Origin of the sequence: Shewanella chilikensis (assembly GCF_037953065.1) — a bacterium.
GTDB classification, from domain to species: Bacteria; Pseudomonadota; Gammaproteobacteria; order Enterobacterales; family Shewanellaceae; genus Shewanella; species Shewanella chilikensis.
This window is the reverse complement of record NZ_CP149966.1, coordinates 2,526,313-2,544,638: the sequence shown is the minus strand read 5'-3', so window position 1 is coordinate 2,544,638 and position 18,326 is coordinate 2,526,313. Positions and strand designations below refer to the sequence as shown.

At 53.8% G+C, this 18,326-nt stretch carries 12 protein-coding genes; 8 read left to right on the top strand and 4 right to left on the bottom strand.

What is annotated here, in order from left to right; translation table 11 throughout:
- Positions 1-74: 74 nt before the first annotated feature.
- Together WKR14_RS11590 and WKR14_RS11585 are read right to left on the bottom strand one after the other, a co-directional pair.
- Positions 75-4,073 (bottom strand): translocation/assembly module TamB domain-containing protein, encoded by a 3,999-nt coding sequence (locus tag WKR14_RS11590; RefSeq protein ID WP_339086209.1) that lies wholly within the window; start codon positions 4,071-4,073, stop codon positions 75-77.
- Positions 4,070-5,869, bottom strand: a complete 1,800-nt coding sequence (locus WKR14_RS11585; RefSeq protein ID WP_101055196.1) for an autotransporter assembly complex protein TamA — start codon at positions 5,867-5,869, stop codon at positions 4,070-4,072. The genes WKR14_RS11590 and WKR14_RS11585 overlap by 4 nt, the downstream gene beginning before the upstream one ends.
- 183 nt (positions 5,870-6,052) lie before the next feature.
- Here WKR14_RS11585 and WKR14_RS11580 point away from each other — a divergent pair, with 183 nt between their 5' ends.
- The 3 genes from WKR14_RS11580 to hrpA all read left to right on the top strand — a co-directional run bounded on the left by WKR14_RS11580 (position 6,053) and on the right by hrpA (position 11,584).
- Entirely contained in the window at positions 6,053-7,087 is a 1,035-nt protein-coding gene (locus tag WKR14_RS11580) for an isoaspartyl peptidase/L-asparaginase family protein (RefSeq protein ID WP_165564996.1), read from the top strand.
- Positions 7,088-7,182: 95 nt separating this feature from the next.
- On the top strand, positions 7,183-7,599 hold the full coding sequence (locus WKR14_RS11575; RefSeq protein ID WP_101055194.1) for a CBS domain-containing protein: 417 nt from the start codon (positions 7,183-7,185) through the stop codon (positions 7,597-7,599).
- A gap of 109 nt (positions 7,600-7,708) precedes the next feature.
- A complete protein-coding gene (gene hrpA, locus WKR14_RS11570) occupies positions 7,709-11,584 on the top strand; it encodes an ATP-dependent RNA helicase HrpA (protein WP_339086206.1) in 3,876 nt (1,291 codons plus the stop codon).
- Positions 11,585-11,797: 213 nt separating this feature from the next.
- Here hrpA and WKR14_RS11565 read toward each other — a convergent pair whose 3' ends face one another.
- Positions 11,798-13,108: an ammonia-forming cytochrome c nitrite reductase subunit c552 gene (locus tag WKR14_RS11565; protein WP_339087748.1), complete on the bottom strand. Its 1,311-nt coding sequence runs from the start codon at positions 13,106-13,108 to the stop codon at positions 11,798-11,800.
- Between the two features lie 621 nt (positions 13,109-13,729).
- Here WKR14_RS11565 and WKR14_RS11560 point away from each other — a divergent pair.
- The 5 genes from WKR14_RS11560 to WKR14_RS11540 are packed head-to-tail and all read left to right on the top strand — an operon-like array spanning position 13,730 to position 17,765.
- Complete coding sequence (locus tag WKR14_RS11560) at positions 13,730-13,891, top strand: nitrate reductase (RefSeq protein WP_025009643.1); 162 nt, start codon at positions 13,730-13,732, stop codon at positions 13,889-13,891.
- A 38-nt stretch (positions 13,892-13,929) separates the two neighbouring features.
- Positions 13,930-14,187, top strand: coding sequence for a chaperone NapD (locus WKR14_RS11555; protein ID WP_101055127.1), 258 nt, complete (start codon positions 13,930-13,932; stop codon positions 14,185-14,187).
- Between the two features lie 2 nt (positions 14,188-14,189).
- On the top strand, positions 14,190-16,679 hold the full coding sequence (napA, locus tag WKR14_RS11550) for a nitrate reductase catalytic subunit NapA (protein WP_339087747.1): 2,490 nt from the start codon (positions 14,190-14,192) through the stop codon (positions 16,677-16,679).
- 13 nt (positions 16,680-16,692) lie between these two features.
- Entirely contained in the window at positions 16,693-17,169 is a 477-nt protein-coding gene (locus tag WKR14_RS11545; RefSeq protein ID WP_025888064.1) for a nitrate reductase cytochrome c-type subunit, read from the top strand.
- An 8-nt stretch (positions 17,170-17,177) separates the two neighbouring features.
- Positions 17,178-17,765: a cytochrome c3 family protein gene (locus WKR14_RS11540; RefSeq protein ID WP_025009645.1), complete on the top strand. Its 588-nt coding sequence runs from the start codon at positions 17,178-17,180 to the stop codon at positions 17,763-17,765.
- A gap of 112 nt (positions 17,766-17,877) precedes the next feature.
- Here WKR14_RS11540 and WKR14_RS11535 read toward each other — a convergent pair whose 3' ends face one another.
- A complete protein-coding gene (locus tag WKR14_RS11535) occupies positions 17,878-18,270 on the bottom strand; it encodes a VOC family protein (RefSeq protein ID WP_101055125.1) in 393 nt (130 codons plus the stop codon).
- Between the last annotated feature and the right edge of the window lie 56 nt (positions 18,271-18,326).

Here is an 18,326-nt window from a genome sequence, read left to right as displayed (position 1 = left end):
TTTATATCCCGGCCAGCAGGGATAAGCAGCGGATACCCGCAAGGCGGGCATCCGCTACCATGAGAGTTTACAGCTTAAAGATCAAAGCTGTAGTAGATATCCAATGATTGGCCCAGAGTACCGGATACACTTTCCAGGTAGAGCTGCGATAACAGATAGTAGCGTACCGTCATTTCATAACCCGGATTGAATACACCGACACCGTATTTGATCATCAAGTCTTTGCCAATATAGCCACTGATGGCGACTTTACCATCATCATTGGTATCCAACTGCACATTGGAGAAACCAAACATCTCCACCAGCCCAGCGGCTGTGTCACCCAAGGTAGAAATGGCGCCACCATCAACCTGAGAGCTCAGCGATAACGCGGCGCCCATCATCAATGAGTTATTTTGCTCGTTACCTGCGCCAAAACCTTTCCCCTGAACGATATAGGAAATGATCTCTGCCTGCTCCTTGGCCGGGTTGGAGAATAACGTCACTATCGGTTTTTTGGGAGTGCCTGTAATACGTACCCCAGCGGTAATATCTTCATCGCGGATCTCCCGAACGGCTTCGATATTGAGGTTGGGGATCTGCATAGGCCCTACAAACTGTACCGCACCTGTGGCAATTTTCAGCGTCTGACCCATGAATTTATAGCTGCCGTTAACCACCTTGATATCACCAAAGAGTTGCGGCGGTTTCTGGGGCGCTTGTTGCATCCGCAAGGTACCCACCAACATCCCTTTGAGGCCCATACCATCGATAGCCAGTTTATCACCGACATCTATGTTCAGATTGGCACTCAGGGCCATGGGCGATGCTTTGACTTCCTGCTCGGAAATGGAGTCACTGAACACCACATCGGATGATACACTCACTCCGCCGGCCGGCAGTTGCACCACCTTGATGTTGCCGGAAGGCACCTTGATCTCGCCCGAAATATCGAGTGCGTCCGGGCTGAAATGCAGTTGAATATCCGGACTGATATTGACAATTGCCAGCGGCGGTTGAATAACACCGAGTTCTTGCCCCTTGAGCTGGATATCGCCACTGAATTGACCCTGTGGCCAGCGCAGTTGACCGCTGAGATTGGCTTGGCCGCTGCCCATCATCCATTGGCCCCGGAGCTCGGCCATTTGGCCGGCAAAAGCCAGATCCAGGGAGATTTGCTCCAGTTTAGTCGGGTTGGCTGTACTGGCCAGTTCACCATCTCGTAGGCTGAGTTGACCACTGAGCTCCGGGTTATTGAGGCTACCAGCCAACTTCAAGTTGGCTGCAAGTAGACCCTCAACGGTTTCGAGCTGCGGCATAAACTGACCAAGCAGTTGCAGGTTGACCTTGTCAATATTGACGTAACCACTGAGGCTGCGATCCGGGGTTACCTTGATATCCAACTGGCTTTCCCAGCGGGCCAGAGCATCAGAATTGAACAGAATATGGCTTCTTAACGCATCATCGTCCAAGGTGGCCTTGAGTGTCAGTGCCTGATAGTCGATGCTGGCGCTGGCTTGCTGTTTGCGTTTAAGGCTTACCGTTCCGGGGGCCAACTGGAAGCTGAGATTGCCCTGTGGACGCGCGCCGGGTTGCCAGGCGACGGCGGCATCCATTGAGGCTTCACCCTGCCAAGTGAATCGCTCGGGTAACAGCTTGGCCAGCAGTTGCCCGGGTTGCCCCTGATAGTGCAACTTGGCTTCACCTTTGTCGGTGAGGATGACATTATCGGTTAAGCAGAGTTGGCTGGATGGATGACTTAAACAAAAGGCGCTGAGCTCGCCTCGGTTTTGCTTTAGATCCCAGTCCAGTGACGCAGTTTGTTCAAGCTGCCATAGTCCCAGAATGGATCCCACGTTGAATCTGCTAAGTTCTACCTTGGCCTTTTGTTTGGCGAGATCCAGTTTACTGTGGATGGCAGTATCCAGTTGCAGATCGCCCTCGGTTTCCAGCCCCAACTTCTGCTGCTGTTCATTGCCCTTGGCTCTGAGAGTGATACTATCAAGATGAATACCTGCACCGTCAAACTCACCTGTTTTCAGCGATAAGGCAAACTCATGCAGATCCAGTGGTGCATAGAGCGCCTTGAGGCGACTGCCGCTGAGATTAAAATCGCCAAATTTGATACTCTGGGTCTCGGCATTGAGCTGTACCTGCGGGTGTTTGGCATCGCCCACTACTTGGATATCGGCAGTTAAAGCACCAAACGCCTCGGGATGCCAGAGATTGAAGTCGGGCACGTCCAACGTGGCGCTGAGATCCCATTGCTCTTTGGCGCTGCCGGAAAGGTCCAGGCGGGTATTGAGTGCCCGCAGCGATAATCCTTGGCTGCTGAGCTGCAGCGAATCATCTATTTCCAAATCGCCTGTCAGTGCAAATGGCAGGCGGTCCAGTAAGCCTTGAAGTTGGGCTTGCTTGAGACTTACTCGCCATTTGCCTTCCTGCCAGCTGCCACGAGTGGCAAGCTGGCCGCTAATATCGCTGGATGGGATCACTGGCTTATCTTCAACCTGGCTTTCATCGGATTTGCTCCCGTTAGCTTGGCTTTGTGCGCTGCCAGCCTCGACGTCGCTGGTGCTTTTATTTTTGGCTACTTGGCTATTTGCTTCTTTTTCTTTGGCAGTTTGCTCCGCAGGCGGCAGATTGATCGCGCCGCTGTTGAAATGAGATAGTTCAAGCTTTGCATCCCAGGCTATGGCTTGGGCATAATCCAGCGTCCCCTGAAGCATTACTTTACCGGCGCTGCTGTCACTGCTGAACTCTTCAATCTTGAGCTTTTGGTCCTGATGTGCCAGGCGGGTATTGAGGAGTAGTTCGGGGTAGAAGGGGGTACTTAATTGTGCAACCAGATTGGCGGTTTGTTGCTTGAGATCGCCGCTGCTTTCAAGTTCTAGTCCGTTGACACTGTACTGAGCCTGGTCAAAGGGCCAGTAAAGCTCTCCTTCCGAGACATTCAGCGAATAGGGCAGTTCCGGCTTGGCAAGGTTGATGCTGGCATTGAGTGCCAGGCTCTGCTTGCCACTGAGTTTGGCCTTGAGCTGCAAGTCGCTGAAATCGCCTTTGAGGGCGAGATCCAGTTGTTGCTGCTCGAGCCCCGGCAGTTCAGATAAACGCTGTAACTCCAGTTGCGCCGTCAGTGCCATGGGCCAGTGCTTATCCAGAGTCAGTTCACCTTCCAGTGACAGACTGGCATCTGTGTGTTTGGCATAAAACTCGTTGACCCGCAGCTCGGTGCCTATGTAGCTGGCACTGAGACGCAGTTCCTGGAAGCTGTCATCCCTGCCCAAAATCTGCAGACGCGAGTTCTGCAATTCGGCATGTTTTAAATAGATGGGGAAGGGCATGGCAACCTTTGGCATGTTTGCCAGCACCCATTGTTCAGTCTCGGTTTTTTGCGCCGCTTTTTGTTGCTTAGCCGCGGCGGCTGATTTGTCTTTGTCTGCCGCTTGCGCTTCTGCCGCATTAGCCTCGGGGAGCAGCACGCTGAGCCCGCGGCTCTCAAGCTGGATGACTTGTAACCCACTTTCCTGCCAATTGGCTGCGGTATTCAATGCCGCAGCATCAAAGTGCATCTCATCGACCCGCACTTGAATATCCGTGAGGCTTGCTTGTTTCAGGCTGATGCCAAAGGGTAATACCAGTTCTTCCGAGTTGGGCGTATCTTCCTCTGCAGTTGAATCTGAGGCGAAGGCCTGAGTGTCTATGTCGACCTGGGTTGTTGTTAATTCCAGGGTGTCGACACATACCTGTTTTTGCAAAAGGCACGCAGGTTGCCAGGCAAGGGTAACGGCATCTACATCGACACTGATACCGTCCATCTGCCAATGAAGCTGTTTGAGTTGCAGCTCCCGGTTCAGGGTGCCGGAAGCATATTCCAGCTCCAGATCCGGTACTAAAGCACTGGCAATAAATACCGCCAGATGGCTACCGGGCGCCGTGCCCAGCAAGAGTGCCAACAGTACCAACAAGCCGAGCGGAATGTACAAGAGGGTACGGGTAGACCACTTCAGCCGCTTGAGCCAGCGGGGAGACGGTTTCTTTGCCCTTTGTTTGTTGCTTGAGTTGGGTTCCTGCTGCATTGGGGTTTGGCTCATAATTCTGTCCCCATGGTCAGGTGAATACGCCAGGGCCTGTCTTCGGCATCGGATTCGTGCAGGCCAAAGCCCACATCCAGTTTGATGGGACCTATGGGGGATATCCAGTGAATACCACCGCCTACGGAAACCACAGGATCAAATTGATTGACATCAAAGGCGTTACCGGCATCGACAAAGGTACCCACACGCCAGCTTGGGGTCAGGTAATATTGATACTCCAGGCTACCGACAGCCAGATAGCGGCCACCGACAACTTCCCGAGACAGGCCGCCCTTGTCATTGGTGTAATCCAGGTGGGGGCCTAGTTCTTGATAGCTGTAACCGCGAATACTCTGATCACCGCCGGCAAAATAACGCAGTGAGGGAGGAATGATCGCCAGATCGCCTTCGGCCGCCAGATTGATCCCGAGATCGAGACGGGAGACAAATCTGTGCTTGTCAAAGAAAGTCTCAATCCATTTGAACTTGGCCTGCATCCGGGTCAGGCGAACATCTGAACCCAGTGAAGGGTCGGCATATTCAACGCTATAAAGTTGCCTGAAACCCGACTTGGGATCCAGACTGTTATCGCCGCGGCTGGTCTTGGAGAGGGTGGTGCCAAACAGCAGGAATTGTGGGTCATAATCAACGCCTGACTGGGTATAGCTTTCCTGAATTGCCTCCAGCGAGTAATTGAGAAGCCAACCGTTATTGAGCCGCTTGCTGCGGCCAACCCCGAAAAGCTTCTTGGTCGATTCCAACTGACCTGTATTGCTAAAGTCCCTATCCTCTGGCACATAGTCTTGAGTAACACCGTATTTGTCCCTTAGCAGGCCGACACGGATCTTGAGCTGATCATCCAAAGGGTGAGTCAGGGGTATGGTATAAGTCGAGAGGAATTTAGGTCTGTCTCTCGACCATTCTATGCTGGTTTCCTGAGAGTGGCCGTAACTGTTGAGCTGCGGAGTACGCCAAGTCACTCTGACTCTGGGATCCAGATTACTGTCTGTACTGGAGCCGATATCAGCCCCCAGACCCAGCTCTATAGAATGATCCGGTCTTGGGCTCAGTTCGACCCGCACAGGTATGCTGTCTTCCGTCAACTTGTCAATTTGAGGTAACACCTTGATATTGGAAAAATAGCCGGTATCCAACAACTCTTGATTAAGCTGTGTGACTTTGCGGGTACTGTAGGGGGCGCCGGGTTGGAATGGCAGTAAATCTTCGAGCAATTGCGGTTGTAGGCTGTGGCCCTCAAAGCTCACATCGCCAAACTTGTAGCGCTTGCCCGAGTCAAAATACAGGTTGAGTTGTGCCAGGTTGAGATCGCGATTCACGCGGATCTCCGATTTCTGATAATGGCCGTCAAAATAGCCTCGAGCCAGCGCCAGCGAGATTAGCTGCGATTTTATCCGCTCATAATCACCGTGGTTGAGAGGATCGCCTGGTTTGATCTTGATTTGGCTGAGCCAGCGATTGATCCAGGGATCGTTTAGCACTTCGCCTTCGAGGCGGATATCGATCCATTGCAAACGGGTGACTTCCCCTGGGGTAATTGTAAGCTTGAGCTCCCACGGCCCTTGTTCGTTTTCCTTGAGTTCCTGTTCCAGTTCGCCATGGTAATAGCCCATGGATTCCAGCGCGGCCTCGACACTGTCGCTGACATTAAACAGATAGGCACGGCGTTGCACCTCGGATTCAGGAAAGTTGCCCAAGTGTGCGCGGATATTTTTTTCAAGCTCACCCGATACCCCTTCGATGCGGAGATTAAGCAGAGGATCATCGGCGCTATTTGCTCGGGGGCTGGCCAGCATGATCGACGCAAAACTCAGGATATACGCGGTAAAGCGACTGTTTTTGGTCAAGGAAATCAGAACTTTTGTTTAATGTAACATTGTTGCATTGTCGCCTCTGATCTCGGCTCAGGCAAGTAACAGATTGCCATCCGGACCTAAAATGGTTACAAAGGCAGCAGTCGTTAATGTGGAAGCAATACAATGAAAACAAATATAAAAAATTTAAGTCTGAGCCTGGGACTTCTGCTGGGAGGTATGATGTCGGTCCAGGCTGCAGAGGCGCCCTTTGCGATTGCCATTCACGGCGGCGCCGGCACCATATCCAAGGCGGCTTTGACTGAAGAGCAGCAAAAAGCCTATCGTGACAAGCTGACCGAAGCCGTCAATGCCGGTTATAAGGTACTGGATAAGGGCGGCGCCAGTATGGAAGCGGTACAGGCCGCCATCAGAGTGCTGGAAGACAGTCCATTATTCAATGCCGGTATCGGTGCCGTGTATACCTTTGATGGCAGTCATGAACTGGACGCCTCCATCATGGATGGCAAGAGTATGAATGCCGGTGCCGTTGCCGGGGTTAAACATATACGTCATCCAATCGATCTCGCCAGAGCCGTGATGGACAAGTCAGAACATGTGATGCTCTCGGGGGCGGGCGCCGAGGAGTTCGCCCTGACGTTGGGAATGGAGCTGGTGCCTGGCAATCGCTTTGACAGCGAAGCGCGCTATCAGCAGCTTCTCGATGCCAGGGCCAAAATCAACGCCGCCGAAGCCAATAAAGACTTTCAGGCGCGTCTGAGTCCTTTGGATCTCGATTACAAGTTCGGCACAGTTGGCGCAGTGGCATTGGATAAGCAGGGCAACCTGGCGGCCGGGACCTCGACCGGCGGCATGACAGCCAAACGTTATGGCCGAATCGGTGATTCACCTGTGATAGGTGCCGGCACTTATGCCGAGAACGGTGTCTGCGCCGTTTCGGCGACCGGCCACGGTGAGTACTTCATCCGTTTCCATGTGGCCGGCGATATCTGCGCCAGGGCCAAGTATCAGCAAAAGTCGATTTTGCAGGCTGCCGATGAAGTGATCAACCAGCGGCTGATCTCTGCCGGCGGCAGTGGCGGAGTGATCGCCATTGACCAAAGGGGCAATGTGGCAACGCCGTTCAACACGGAAGGGATGTACCGTGCCTGGCGCAAGAGCAATCAAGCGGCGGAAGTGATGATCTGGCGGGATAACTAAAATTTTGGATTGAGGCAATCGCTGTTGGCTTGAACCCCAAGGGCAAAATATTGGCTACACTGAACAATGAAGCCGTTTTGAACTTGGGGAAAACTATGGATTCGATAAAAATACGTGATCATATGGACCGTCAGCCCGTGCTGCTGAAGGCGGATATGTCGATAGCCACCGCGGTGGAAAAACTGCTTGAGGCCAACAAGGGCGGGGCGCCCGTGGTGGATGCAGCAGGAAGCCTGGTGGGTTTTTTGTCACAGCAAGACTGTATGGCTGCCATGCTCAAGAGCAGCTATCACTGCGATTTGACCGCCGTGGTGCGCGACTGCATGCGCGCCGATGTCCTTTGGGTCAGACCGGATGACAGCATGTTGCAGCTGGCCGAGCAGATGCTGGGGCAGAAGCCGAAAATATACCCAGTGGTGGAAGATGGCCGGGTGGTGGGCACCATCAACCGTACCAATGTGCTCAAGGCCATGAACAGCTATATGCAGCAGTGTTATTTGACCCCGGCCTGACAACTGCGCTTGATTTGACTGAAATTTGGGCATTATCAGTCAGTAAGCATACCCAAGACGGCGTATCCTTGTTAGGATCGCCGTTTTTGATCCCCAATGGACACAGGTTTTGAACGCTAAGCTGCACCCACTCTCCCGCGAATATCTGGATCTCTGCTTTCAAGCCGATGCGGCGCGCATTCGCCGCAGCTTATTCCGCTTGAAAAAAAGCCCCGATACAGAAGCCAAACAGCAAAAACTCGCCGAGCTCAGTGAAGCCGCGGTGCAGGCTTATGAAAGGGCGCAGCAAAGGCTGGCAGACAGGCCTGTCATCGAGTATCCGGATGAGCTGCCGGTGTCACAAAAGCGCGATGAAATCGCCTCGGCCATCATCAATCATCAGGTGGTGATAGTGGCCGGTGAGACAGGTTCGGGCAAGACCACTCAGCTGCCCAAAATCTGTCTCGACTTGGGGCTTGGCAGTCGTGGTCTGATTGGTCACACTCAGCCAAGGCGGCTGGCGGCCCGCAGCGTGGCCAGCCGGGTTGCCGATGAACTCAAGACAGAGCTGGGTCAGGCAGTGGGTTTTAAGGTTCGTTTCGCCGATGCGGTTTCCCAGGACTCCTATATCAAGCTGATGACAGACGGTATCCTGCTGGCAGAACTGGCATCGGATAAATGGCTCAGTCAGTATGATTGCCTCATCATAGACGAGGCCCATGAGCGCAGTCTCAACATCGACTTTATTCTGGGTTATCTGAAGCAAATTTTGCAAAAGCGCCCGGATCTCAAGTTGATCATCACCTCGGCCACCATAGATGTGGAGCGTTTTTCCAGGCATTTTGACAATGCGCCCGTGGTGGAAGTGTCCGGCCGCACCTATCCGGTGGAAACCCGCTATCGCCCCCTGTTGCAGGATGACGACGCCGACTTGGATCTGATGGACGGCATCTTTGCCGCCGTCGATGAACTCTGTCGCGAAGGCCCGGGGGACATTCTGATTTTCATGAACGGCGAGCGCGAAATCCGCGATACCGCCGAGCAGCTGAAAAAGCGTAACCTGCGCGATACCGAGATCTTGCCGCTTTATGCCCGTTTGTCATACGGCGAGCAGTCCAAGGTATTCAAGCCGCATCCAGGACGGCGTATTGTATTGGCCACCAACGTGGCCGAAACCTCGCTGACTGTGCCAGGGATCCGCTATGTTATTGACCCTGGTACTGCCAGGATAAGCCGCTACAGCTATCGCACCAAGGTGCAGCGTTTGCCGATTGAGCCCATCTCCCAGGCCAGTGCCAATCAACGCCAGGGACGTTGCGGTCGGGTTGGGCCGGGGATCTGTATTCGCCTTTATGACGAACAGGACTTTATCAATCGGCCAGAGTTTACCGATCCTGAAATTCTGCGTACCAACCTGGCGTCCGTGATCCTGCAGATGCTGGCCATAGGCCTGGGTGACATTGAGGGTTTCCCTTTTATTCAGCCTCCGGATCCGCGCCACATACGCGACGGTTTCTTGCTGCTCGAAGAGTTGCAGGCGGTGAGCAAGCACAAAGGGGCGCTGAAACTGACCCCGCTCGGGCGCGATCTGGCGAAGATCCCGGTCGATCCCCGCCTGGCCCGCATGGTGCTTGAGGCCAATAAGCTTGGCTGTCTGCATGAGGTGATGGTGATTGTCGCCGGGTTATCGATTCAGGATCCCCGTGAGCGGCCACATGAGAAGAAACAGGCCGCCGATGAGGCCCATCGCCGTTTTGCCGACAAAGACTCCGACTTTGTTGCCTGGCTCAATCTGTGGCAGTACCTCAAAGAGCAGCAGAAGAGCCTGTCATCCAGCCAGTTCCGCAAGCAGGTGAAGGCCGAGTATTTGGCCTATTTGCGTATTCGCGAATGGCAGGATCTCTATGCCCAGCTGCGTCAGAGTGTGCACGACCTCAAGTGGCGCCTCAACAGTCAGGCCGCCGAATATGAGCCACTGCACCAGGCGCTGCTCTCGGGGCTGCTGAGCCATATCGGCTTCAAGGATAAAGACAACGAGTATCTGGGGGCCCGCAACCGGCGCTTCTTTGTGTTTCCCGGCTCGCCGCTGGCCAAGAAGGGCCCCAAGTGGATTATGGCGGCCGAGCTTACCGAAACATCACGCCTGTTCGCCCGTACCTGCGCCCGTATCGATCCTGTATGGCTCGAGTCTCTGGCGGCGCATCTGGTCAAGAAGCAGCACAACGAGCCCCATTTCGAAGCCAAACAGGGCAGTGTGATCGCCCTGGAAAATCAGGTGCTCTATGGCCTCACCATAGTCAACCGCCGCCGGGTACAGTTTGGCCCGCTGGAGCCGGTTAAGGCTCGGGAAATCTTTATTCGCTCGGCTCTGGCCGAGGGTGAGCTACGCTGCAATGAAGCCTTCTTCAAGGCCAACCAGGCGTTGCTCGAAGAGGTGGAAGATCTCGAACATAAGTCGCGGCGGCGCGACATTCTGGTGGATACAGATGCCTTGTTCGCCTTCTACGATGAGCGCATTCCACAAGGGATATACAACCAGCCCAAATTCAACACCTGGTGGAAACAGGCCAGGAAAGAGACCCCTGAGCTGCTCAATTTCAGCCGCGAACTCTTGATGCAAAGGGATGACACCCATGTATCGGCATTGGACTTCCCCGACAGCTGGCAGCAGGGCAATCTCAGCCTCAAGCTGAGTTACCATTTTGAACCGGCGGCCGAGGATGACGGCGTCTCTGTGCTTATTCCGGTGGCGCTGCTCAATCAGTTGGATGATACCGATTTTGACTGGCAGGTGCCGGGGCTTAGGGAGGAGAAGTGTGTTGCTATGATCAAGTCCTTGCCCAAACCGCTGCGGCGCAATTTTGTGCCTGCGCCGGATTATGCCCGCGCCTGTGTGCAGGCGATGGAACCTTTTGCCCAGCCTTTGTTGCCCTCCCTGTGCAAACAGCTGTTGAGAATGAGTGGCACCCGCGTCAATCCGGAGGATTTCGATCTCAACGCCATTGCCGACCATCTGAAGATGAACTTCAAGGTGGAAGACGACAAAGGCAAGCTCTTGGCCCAGAGCCGGGATCTCGACAGCCTCAAGGCATCATTGCAGGGGCAGGTAAACCAGGCGATACGCAAGGTTGCCGACAAGGGCATAGAGCAAAACGCCCTGACCGAATGGAGCTTTGGCGACCTGCCGAAGGAATATCAAAGCCGCAAAGGCAGCTATGAGGTGAAGGCGTTCCCCGCCTTGGTGGATGCCGGTGATACAGTTTCTATCAAATTATTTGATGACGAACAGCAGGCACTTTCCAACCACAGACAAGGGCTGAGAAGGCTGCTGCTTATCAATATTCCATCGCCGGTGAAACATCTACAGCAGGCCTTGCCCAACAAGGCCAAACTGGCGATGTATTTCAATCCGTTCGGCCAGGTGCAGATACTGATAGATGACATTATTGCCGCGGCAATTCAGCAGCTTTTGGATGAGCAGCAGTTGAATGTCCGCAGTGCCGATGACTTTGCCAAAGCCAAGGAGAACGTCAGGGCCGAGCTCAATGAAACCGCAGCGGCCATCGCCCTTAAGGTGGAGCAGATTTTGACCTTGCACCAGAAGATCCGTAAGCGTCTCAAGGGCAAAATCAGCCTGGATATCGCCTTTGCCATGAGTGATATTCAAAGCCAATTGGATGCTCTGGTGTTCAAGGGATTTGTTGAAGCTTCCGGTTGGCGCCGCCTTGGGGATCTGATCCGCTATCTCAAGGCGATTGAGCTGCGCCTGGACAAACTGCCGGTGGATCCTAACCGTGACCGTTTGCACCTGCACAGCATTCACAACGCCGAGATAGAGTTCAAGGCCGCGCTTGCCAAGGTGCCGCGTAGCCAGGCGGTACCGGAGGCGCTGGCCGAGGTGCGCTGGATGCTGGAAGAGTACAGGGTCAGCTGTTTTGCCCAGAGTCTGGGCACTGCTTATCCGATATCGGAAAAGCGCATCCTCAACCAGTTGCAGCAGTTTTAACTGAAAATCCAGCTGACAGCCGCGTTTGGCTCCTAAAGTGGACGCGATAAAAAAACAGGCGGGCCCAGAGCACACACAGTGCCTGCTGGTGCCCGCCTGGTAAACGGCCATATTTCCCACCGCGGCTATTGTCGAACGCCGCTTATTCCCAATCAAATTTGCATGTTTTGATTAAGGCTTGGCTCTCATTCCGGCTATTGTTCACCTTGCCGCTCAATAGCCGAAGTTTGCAGCCTTGGGCCAATGTTTTTTCACTTCAGTCTTGATAAAGGCCTGCTTCTCCTCGGTCAGTTTCTCCAGCTCCACGCCTATGGCTGCCTGCGCCTTGGCCTTGGTGCTGTAGTCCGGATAATCGACTCGGGTTACGCCAAGGTCGGCATTCAGCTTGCTCAATATCTCTCTGGCAGCGCGGATCTGCTCTAAGCCCTTGTTCAGCAGGGCTTCACCCTCTTTGGCGTTGTGGGCGTGAATACCGTGGGATGACATGGCAAAGTCCCAGCGCCACTGCGCATGGCGTATCCCCATAATGGCCTCTCCTATCTGTTGCCATTGGGCACCGGCCTTCCAGGCGGCACCGGCTTCATAGTGGGCCTTGATAAGCAGTTCCTGTAACTGTTGCGCCTTGGTCTCCAGTAGCGCCTTGTTGTCGGCAATCAGTTGGGTAATGTGTTGCTGACTCTGGTGACAACTGCTGCAATTGGCCGCTTCAAAGTCCGGCAGATGGTTGGTTATCTTGTGGTTGGTGAAAGATTTGCCGTCGGCGCTGGTTTCCTGGGTCATATGACAGGTGACACAACTGATTCCAGCCTCGGCGTGGACGCTGCGGTTCCAGTGCTCAAACTCGGGATGGCGCGCCTTCACCAGCGGCGTTCTCGATATCGGGTGTACCCACTCGAAAAACTGCCGGGCATCATAGTACTTTTCTATCTCATCGGCGCTGTTGCCGAAGATCCAAGGGATATTGACCTTGTCCTGGCGCTCAGGCTGGAAGTAGTAAGTGACATGGCACTGGCCGCAAACCTGTGATTGCTGCATAGACTGATTTTGTTTGCCAAAGGGTTTGTGCACTTTGGCCATGGCATCCTGGGCATGAGGTCTTGGCAGTGTCAGTTCAGCTGAGCCTTGGGTATGGCAATCGGAGCAGTACACAGGATTTTGGATTTCCGGACCCAGCTCGGCAAAGCTCTTGGCAGAGAAGCCTTCTACACCCAGCTCTTTCATCAGCCTGGGCGCATCCGGCGTTTTGCAGGTCCAACAGCTGGCCGATAGGCCTGTTTCACCAGCCTTGGGGCTAACACCACTGCGTAGACTGTGACTGACATCGGCGACGGCAAAGTGGTGCCCTCTGGGGCTATGGTACTCCTTGGCATAAGCCGAGCCGGCCCAGAGGATCACGCTGGCGGGGTTTTTCTCAAGCATATCTTCCCGTTGCATCTCCTCAGAGGTTTGCGCCCAGGTCTGATATTGCAGGCTCGATGTTTTATCTGCTGCGACAACGGAAAATGACAGACTCAAACCGAGCACTAAGGGCAGTGTAGTAGGGTGGGTAAAGGGGTTCACGACAGGCTCTCCTTGGTTGGGACGACGCACAAACAGGCGTTTGAAATTTGGTCCCTGAAATCAAAAAAGATACAACTAAAATGCATGATAATGCTAAGGAGCTCTGTCTGTAGTTGCAACCGCAAGATATTGTTTTTACTGAATTCTGTGACCTGAAACAGGATTCAGTTTCTCCTTATATAGCCGTTTTATCGCTTTAAAGCCCGCCCAGCCTGGACACTACTCCCTAAGGGATATTTTGCTTATTTCGTTGGTTTTTTAACCGTTAGTTATTGGCGAAATAGCCACTTCTTTGCTGTATTTCATGTGAGCCTGAATAGCTAAAAGCGGAAAATGTCGAAATTACAATCGATTGAGGCGGTTGAAATAAGTGATATCCGTCTTTTACCGGCTATTTATATGATCCAGATCAACAGTATCAGGTGTTTACCAACTTGGGGGTATACAGTTTGTTAACACTTTGGCTTTATGATCAAAACCGAAAACAAGTTGCATTTAAAAGGCGGCTTTAATCTGCCGGGCTTGGCGGCCGTTGCCCTGGAATAGCACAGCAGCAAGCCATCTTCATAGCGCCTAGGAGGAGCCATGAGCGAGACACCGAGTACTGATGAAAAACGTCTGGAACTGAAGATATTTATCTTCCTGACGGTTTTTTTGGCGCCGCTGTTGTCGGTTTTGCTGGTCAGCGGTTTGGGCTTTGCCATCTGGTTTAGCCAAATTTTAACCGGTCCACCGGGAGCCGGTTAACGCAAATATAACGAGAGTCCTTAAAACAGGGGAACCAGATGAGTAGGGAATTGCATGTCAGCAGCCTGATCCTTCAGGTGATGCCACCCAAGATGGCCGGCGTTCGTCAACAAATTCTGTCGTTCGGCAATGCCGAGTTGTCGGTTAACGATGAAAGTAAGCTGGTTGTGGTGCTGGAAGGCCCGACCGAACAGGCGATCCTCGCCACCATGGACAGAATCAATGCCCTCAAGGGCGTGATCTCCACCGCTATGGTGTATCACCAGTGTGAACAGCTCGAAGAGGAAGAGCAATGAAAATGAACAGACGCGAATTCATGAAGGCCAATGCCGCCATGGCGGCAGCCGGGGTCGCAGGATTGGCTTTACCTGCCACAGCCAGCAACCTGATCACCAGTTCAGAACACACCAAGCTTGATTGGAACAAGGCGCCGTGCCGCTTTTGCGGTACTGGCTGCTCTGTGATGGTGGCCACCCGCGAAGGCCGGGTCGTGGCGACTCACGGTGATGCCAACAGTGAGGTCAACCGCGGCCTCAACTGCATTAAAGGCTACTTCCTGTCGAAGATCATGTATGGCCATGACAGGCTGCAGACTCCCATGCTGCGGATGACAGACGGCAAATACGACAAGCACGGTGAATTTACCCCCATCAGTTGGGATCAGGCCTTTGACATTATGGCCGAGAAGTGGAAGCACACCATCAAGACCAAAGGGCCGACGGCGGTGGGCATGTTTGGTTCAGGTCAGTGGACGGTTTGGGAAGGTTATGCCGCTTCCAAGCTGATGAAGGCGGGTTTCGGCTCCAACAATATCGATCCCAACGCCCGTCACTGTATGGCCTCGGCCGTGGGCGGTTTTATGCGTACCTTTGGCATGGACGAGCCCATGGGCTGCTACAACGATATTGAAGCTGCCGACGCCTTTGTGCTTTGGGGCTCCAACATGGCCGAGATGCACCCAATCCTCTGGAGCCGGGTCACAGACAGACGCCTTAGCGCGCCCCATGTAAAAGTCTCTGTGATGTCCACCTTCGAGCACAGAAGCTTTGATTTGGCCGACTTGCCGATTGTCTTCACGCCGCAAACCGACCTGGCCATACTCAACTATATCGCCAACTACATCATCAGTAATGACAAGGTTAATTGGGACTTCGTCAACAAGCATGTGAACTTCCGCAGAGGCACAACCGATATTGGCTATGGCCTGCGGCCCTCACATCCGTTGCAACAAAAAGCCAAGAACGTGGCCACCGCCGGTGAATCTACCCCGATGGACTTTGATCAGTTCAAGGCCTTTGTCGCCGATTACAGCTTGGAGAAGGTCAGCAAGCTCTCGGGCGTACCCGAGCATAAATTGCTGGAGCTGGCGAAACTCTACGCCGATCCCGAGGTGAAGGTGACCTCATTCTGGACCATGGGCTTTAACCAGCATACCCGAGGGGTTTGGTGTAACAACCTTATCTACAATATCCATTTGCTGACCGGCAAAATAGCCACCCCGGGCAACAGTCCGTTTTCACTCACAGGTCAACCTTCAGCCTGCGGTACTGCGCGGGAAGTGGGCACCTTCTCCCATCGCTTACCGGCGGATCTGGTGGTGAATAATCCAGAGCACCGCAAGATTGCCGAGACCATCTGGAAAATCCCTTCCGGGATCATTCCGCCCAAGCCCGGCTACCACGCGGTAGAGCAGAACCGGCGCCTGAAAGATGGCGATCTCAACTGCTACTGGGTGCAGGTGAATAACAATATGCAGGCCGGCCCCAATATCAACGAAGAGGGCTTGCCAGGATACCGTAATCCGGAAAACTTTATTGTGGTGTCCGATGCTTACCCAACGGTTACCACCCAGGCCGCGGATCTCATTCTACCTACCGCCATGTGGGTGGAGAAGGAGGGCGCCTATGGTAACGCCGAGCGCCGTACCCAGTTCTGGCATCAGTTGGTGTCAGCGCCCGGACAGTCGCGCTCGGATCTCTGGCAGTTGCTGGAGTTCTCCAAGCGCTTTACCACAGACGAAGTCTGGTCCGAGGCTGTGTTGGCGGCCAATCCCGAATACAAGGGCAAGACCTTGTATGAAGTGCTGTACCAGAACGGCAATGTCAATAAGTTTCCTCTCAGTGAAAGCGACAACAAGTATCTGAACGACGAGGCCAAGCACTTTGGTTTCTATATACAAAAGGGGCTTTTTGAAGAATACGCCACCTTTGGCCGTGGTCATGGTCACGACTTGGCTCCCTTTGAAATGTACCACCAGGCCCATGGTTTACGCTGGCCTGTGGTTGACGGCAAAGAAACCCTCTGGCGCTACCGTGAGGGTGCGGATCCCTACGTTAAACCCGGCAAGGGTTTTGAGTTTTACGGCAAAAAAGACGGCAAGGCGGTTATCTTCGCGCTGCCATACGAGCCGGCGGCAGAATCCCCGGATGCCGAATATGATCTCTGGCTCTCTACCGGGCGGGTGCTGGAACATTGGCACTCAGGCTCCATGACCCAGAGGGTACCCGAGCTGTATCGCGCCTTCCCGGATGCCGTGTGCTTTATGCATCCGGATGATGCCAAAAAACGCGGCCTGCGCCGAGGGGATGAGGTCAAGGTAGTGTCCCGCCGCGGCGAGATACTGACCCGAGTGGAAACCCGCGGCCGCAACAAGCCGCCGGTGGGTTTGGTGTTTGTCCCCTGGTTCGACGCCAGTCAGTTGATCAATAAGGTGACTCTGGATGCCACGGATCCGCTGTCCAAGCAGACAGATTTCAAGAAGTGTGCCGTGAAAGTGATGAAGGCCTGAGGAGGATAAGAAGATGAAATCGAATCATACCCTGTTGGCCTTTGCTGCACTGATGACCGCGCTGTCTGTCAATGCTGCCGGCATTCCCGAGGATAAGGTGGCGACTTTGCGCCAGGCGCCGCTCAATAGCCAGCCGACGCCACCTGTGATGCAGAAGGTGAGAAATACGGATATCAAACAGACCCGTAACTACCCGATGCAGCCGCCGGTTATACCGCACAAGATAGACGGCTACCAGCTGGATCTTAAGGTCAACAAGTGCATGTCCTGTCATGCCCGCAGTCGCACCGGTGAATCGCAGGCGCCTATGGTGAGCGTGACTCACTATATGGACAGAGACAATAACTTCCTGGCCGAGCTGTCACCCAGACGTTATTTCTGTACCCAGTGCCATGTGCCGCAACTGGACGCCAGATTGATGGTGGAGAATGACTTTGTCGATATGGATCACTTGCTCAAGTCCGGGGCTGAGAACCCATCCAGCCATTAGGAGTCGCTATGTTTGAGAAACTGAAACAGATATGGCGGGTGCTGAACCGGCCCAGTGTTCACTTCAGTCTGGGTTTTTTGACCCTGGGAGGCTTTGTCGCCGGGATCATCTTCTGGGGTGGTTTCAACACTGCCCTGGAAGCCACCAACCAGGAGGCCTTTTGTATCGGTTGCCACGAAATGGAGAACAACGTCTATCAGGAGTTGAAGACCACCATACATTTCACTAACCGCAGCGGGGTGCGGGCGACCTGTCCGGACTGCCACGTTCCCCATAATTGGACCGACAAGATAGCCCGTAAGATGCAGGCTTCCAAAGAGGTTTGGGGCAAGGTGTTCGGCACCATCAATACCCGGGAGAAGTTCGAGTCCAAGCGGCGTGAACTGGCCGAGCATGAGTGGGCCAGACTCAAGGCCAACGACTCGCTGGAGTGTCGAAACTGCCATAACTTCCAGTATATGGACTTCACCCGTCAGTCACAGCGGGCGGCCAATATGCACTCCACCTCGCTGGCAAGCGGTGAGAAGACCTGTATCGACTGCCACAAGGGGATAGCCCACCACCTGCCGGATATGCAGGGAGTGGAAGGCTTCTGAGCCCAAAGCTCTGGGCAGAGCCTATTGCTTCATGGAAAAAGCGCGCCGAACTTTCCCGGCGCGCTTTTTTATCTGTTAAATCGCCAGTCAAAAACCATGATTAAGCAACGCCTTATTGGCCGCTCTGCTGTTGCCGACTCAGGAGTTTAAGCTCTACTTGATTGCCGTCAGGATCGTAAATATAGATAGAGCGGCTGTAACCCCGGGCGCCATATTTTTCCGAAAATCCTTCATGGTGCACGCCGTGTTGCTCAAGGTGTTGTAGCACTGAGGCTTCATCCTTGGCGGCAATATTGAGGCAGAAGTGCGCCATATTGAGGCCTAAAGGTTGATCGCTTCTTGGCACCAGATCGATAAGGGCGCTGCCGAATCTCAGTTGCAACAGGCGAGGGGAGTCGAGCCGCCGCTCGGGATGAGCCCCCAGTACTTGGGTATAGAATGCTTGGCTGGTTTCCAGACTGCTGCAGATCAACACCAGATGATCTATATCTATCGCACTGAACATAAGCTCTCCTGCATGCCGTCACAACTATTGTCAGCTTAGCAGGATAAAGAACACCC

Coding starts and splice junctions, on each gene's coding strand:
- napA (WP_339087747.1), top strand. CDS start 14,190: ATGAACAGACGCGAATTCATGAAGGCCAATGCCGCCATGGCGGCAGCC.
- WKR14_RS11540 (WP_025009645.1), top strand. CDS start 17,178: ATGTTTGAGAAACTGAAACAGATATGGCGGGTGCTGAACCGGCCCAGT.
- WKR14_RS11580 (WP_165564996.1), top strand. CDS start 6,053: ATGAAAACAAATATAAAAAATTTAAGTCTGAGCCTGGGACTTCTGCTG.
- WKR14_RS11545 (WP_025888064.1), top strand. CDS start 16,693: ATGAAATCGAATCATACCCTGTTGGCCTTTGCTGCACTGATGACCGCG.
- WKR14_RS11535 (WP_101055125.1), bottom strand. CDS start 18,270: ATGTTCAGTGCGATAGATATAGATCATCTGGTGTTGATCTGCAGCAGT.
- WKR14_RS11575 (WP_101055194.1), top strand. CDS start 7,183: ATGGATTCGATAAAAATACGTGATCATATGGACCGTCAGCCCGTGCTG.
- WKR14_RS11585 (WP_101055196.1), bottom strand. CDS start 5,869: ATGCTGGCCAGCCCCCGAGCAAATAGCGCCGATGATCCTCTGCTTAAT.
- WKR14_RS11560 (WP_025009643.1), top strand. CDS start 13,730: ATGAGCGAGACACCGAGTACTGATGAAAAACGTCTGGAACTGAAGATA.
- WKR14_RS11555 (WP_101055127.1), top strand. CDS start 13,930: ATGAGTAGGGAATTGCATGTCAGCAGCCTGATCCTTCAGGTGATGCCA.
- WKR14_RS11590 (WP_339086209.1), bottom strand. CDS start 4,073: ATGAGCCAAACCCCAATGCAGCAGGAACCCAACTCAAGCAACAAACAA.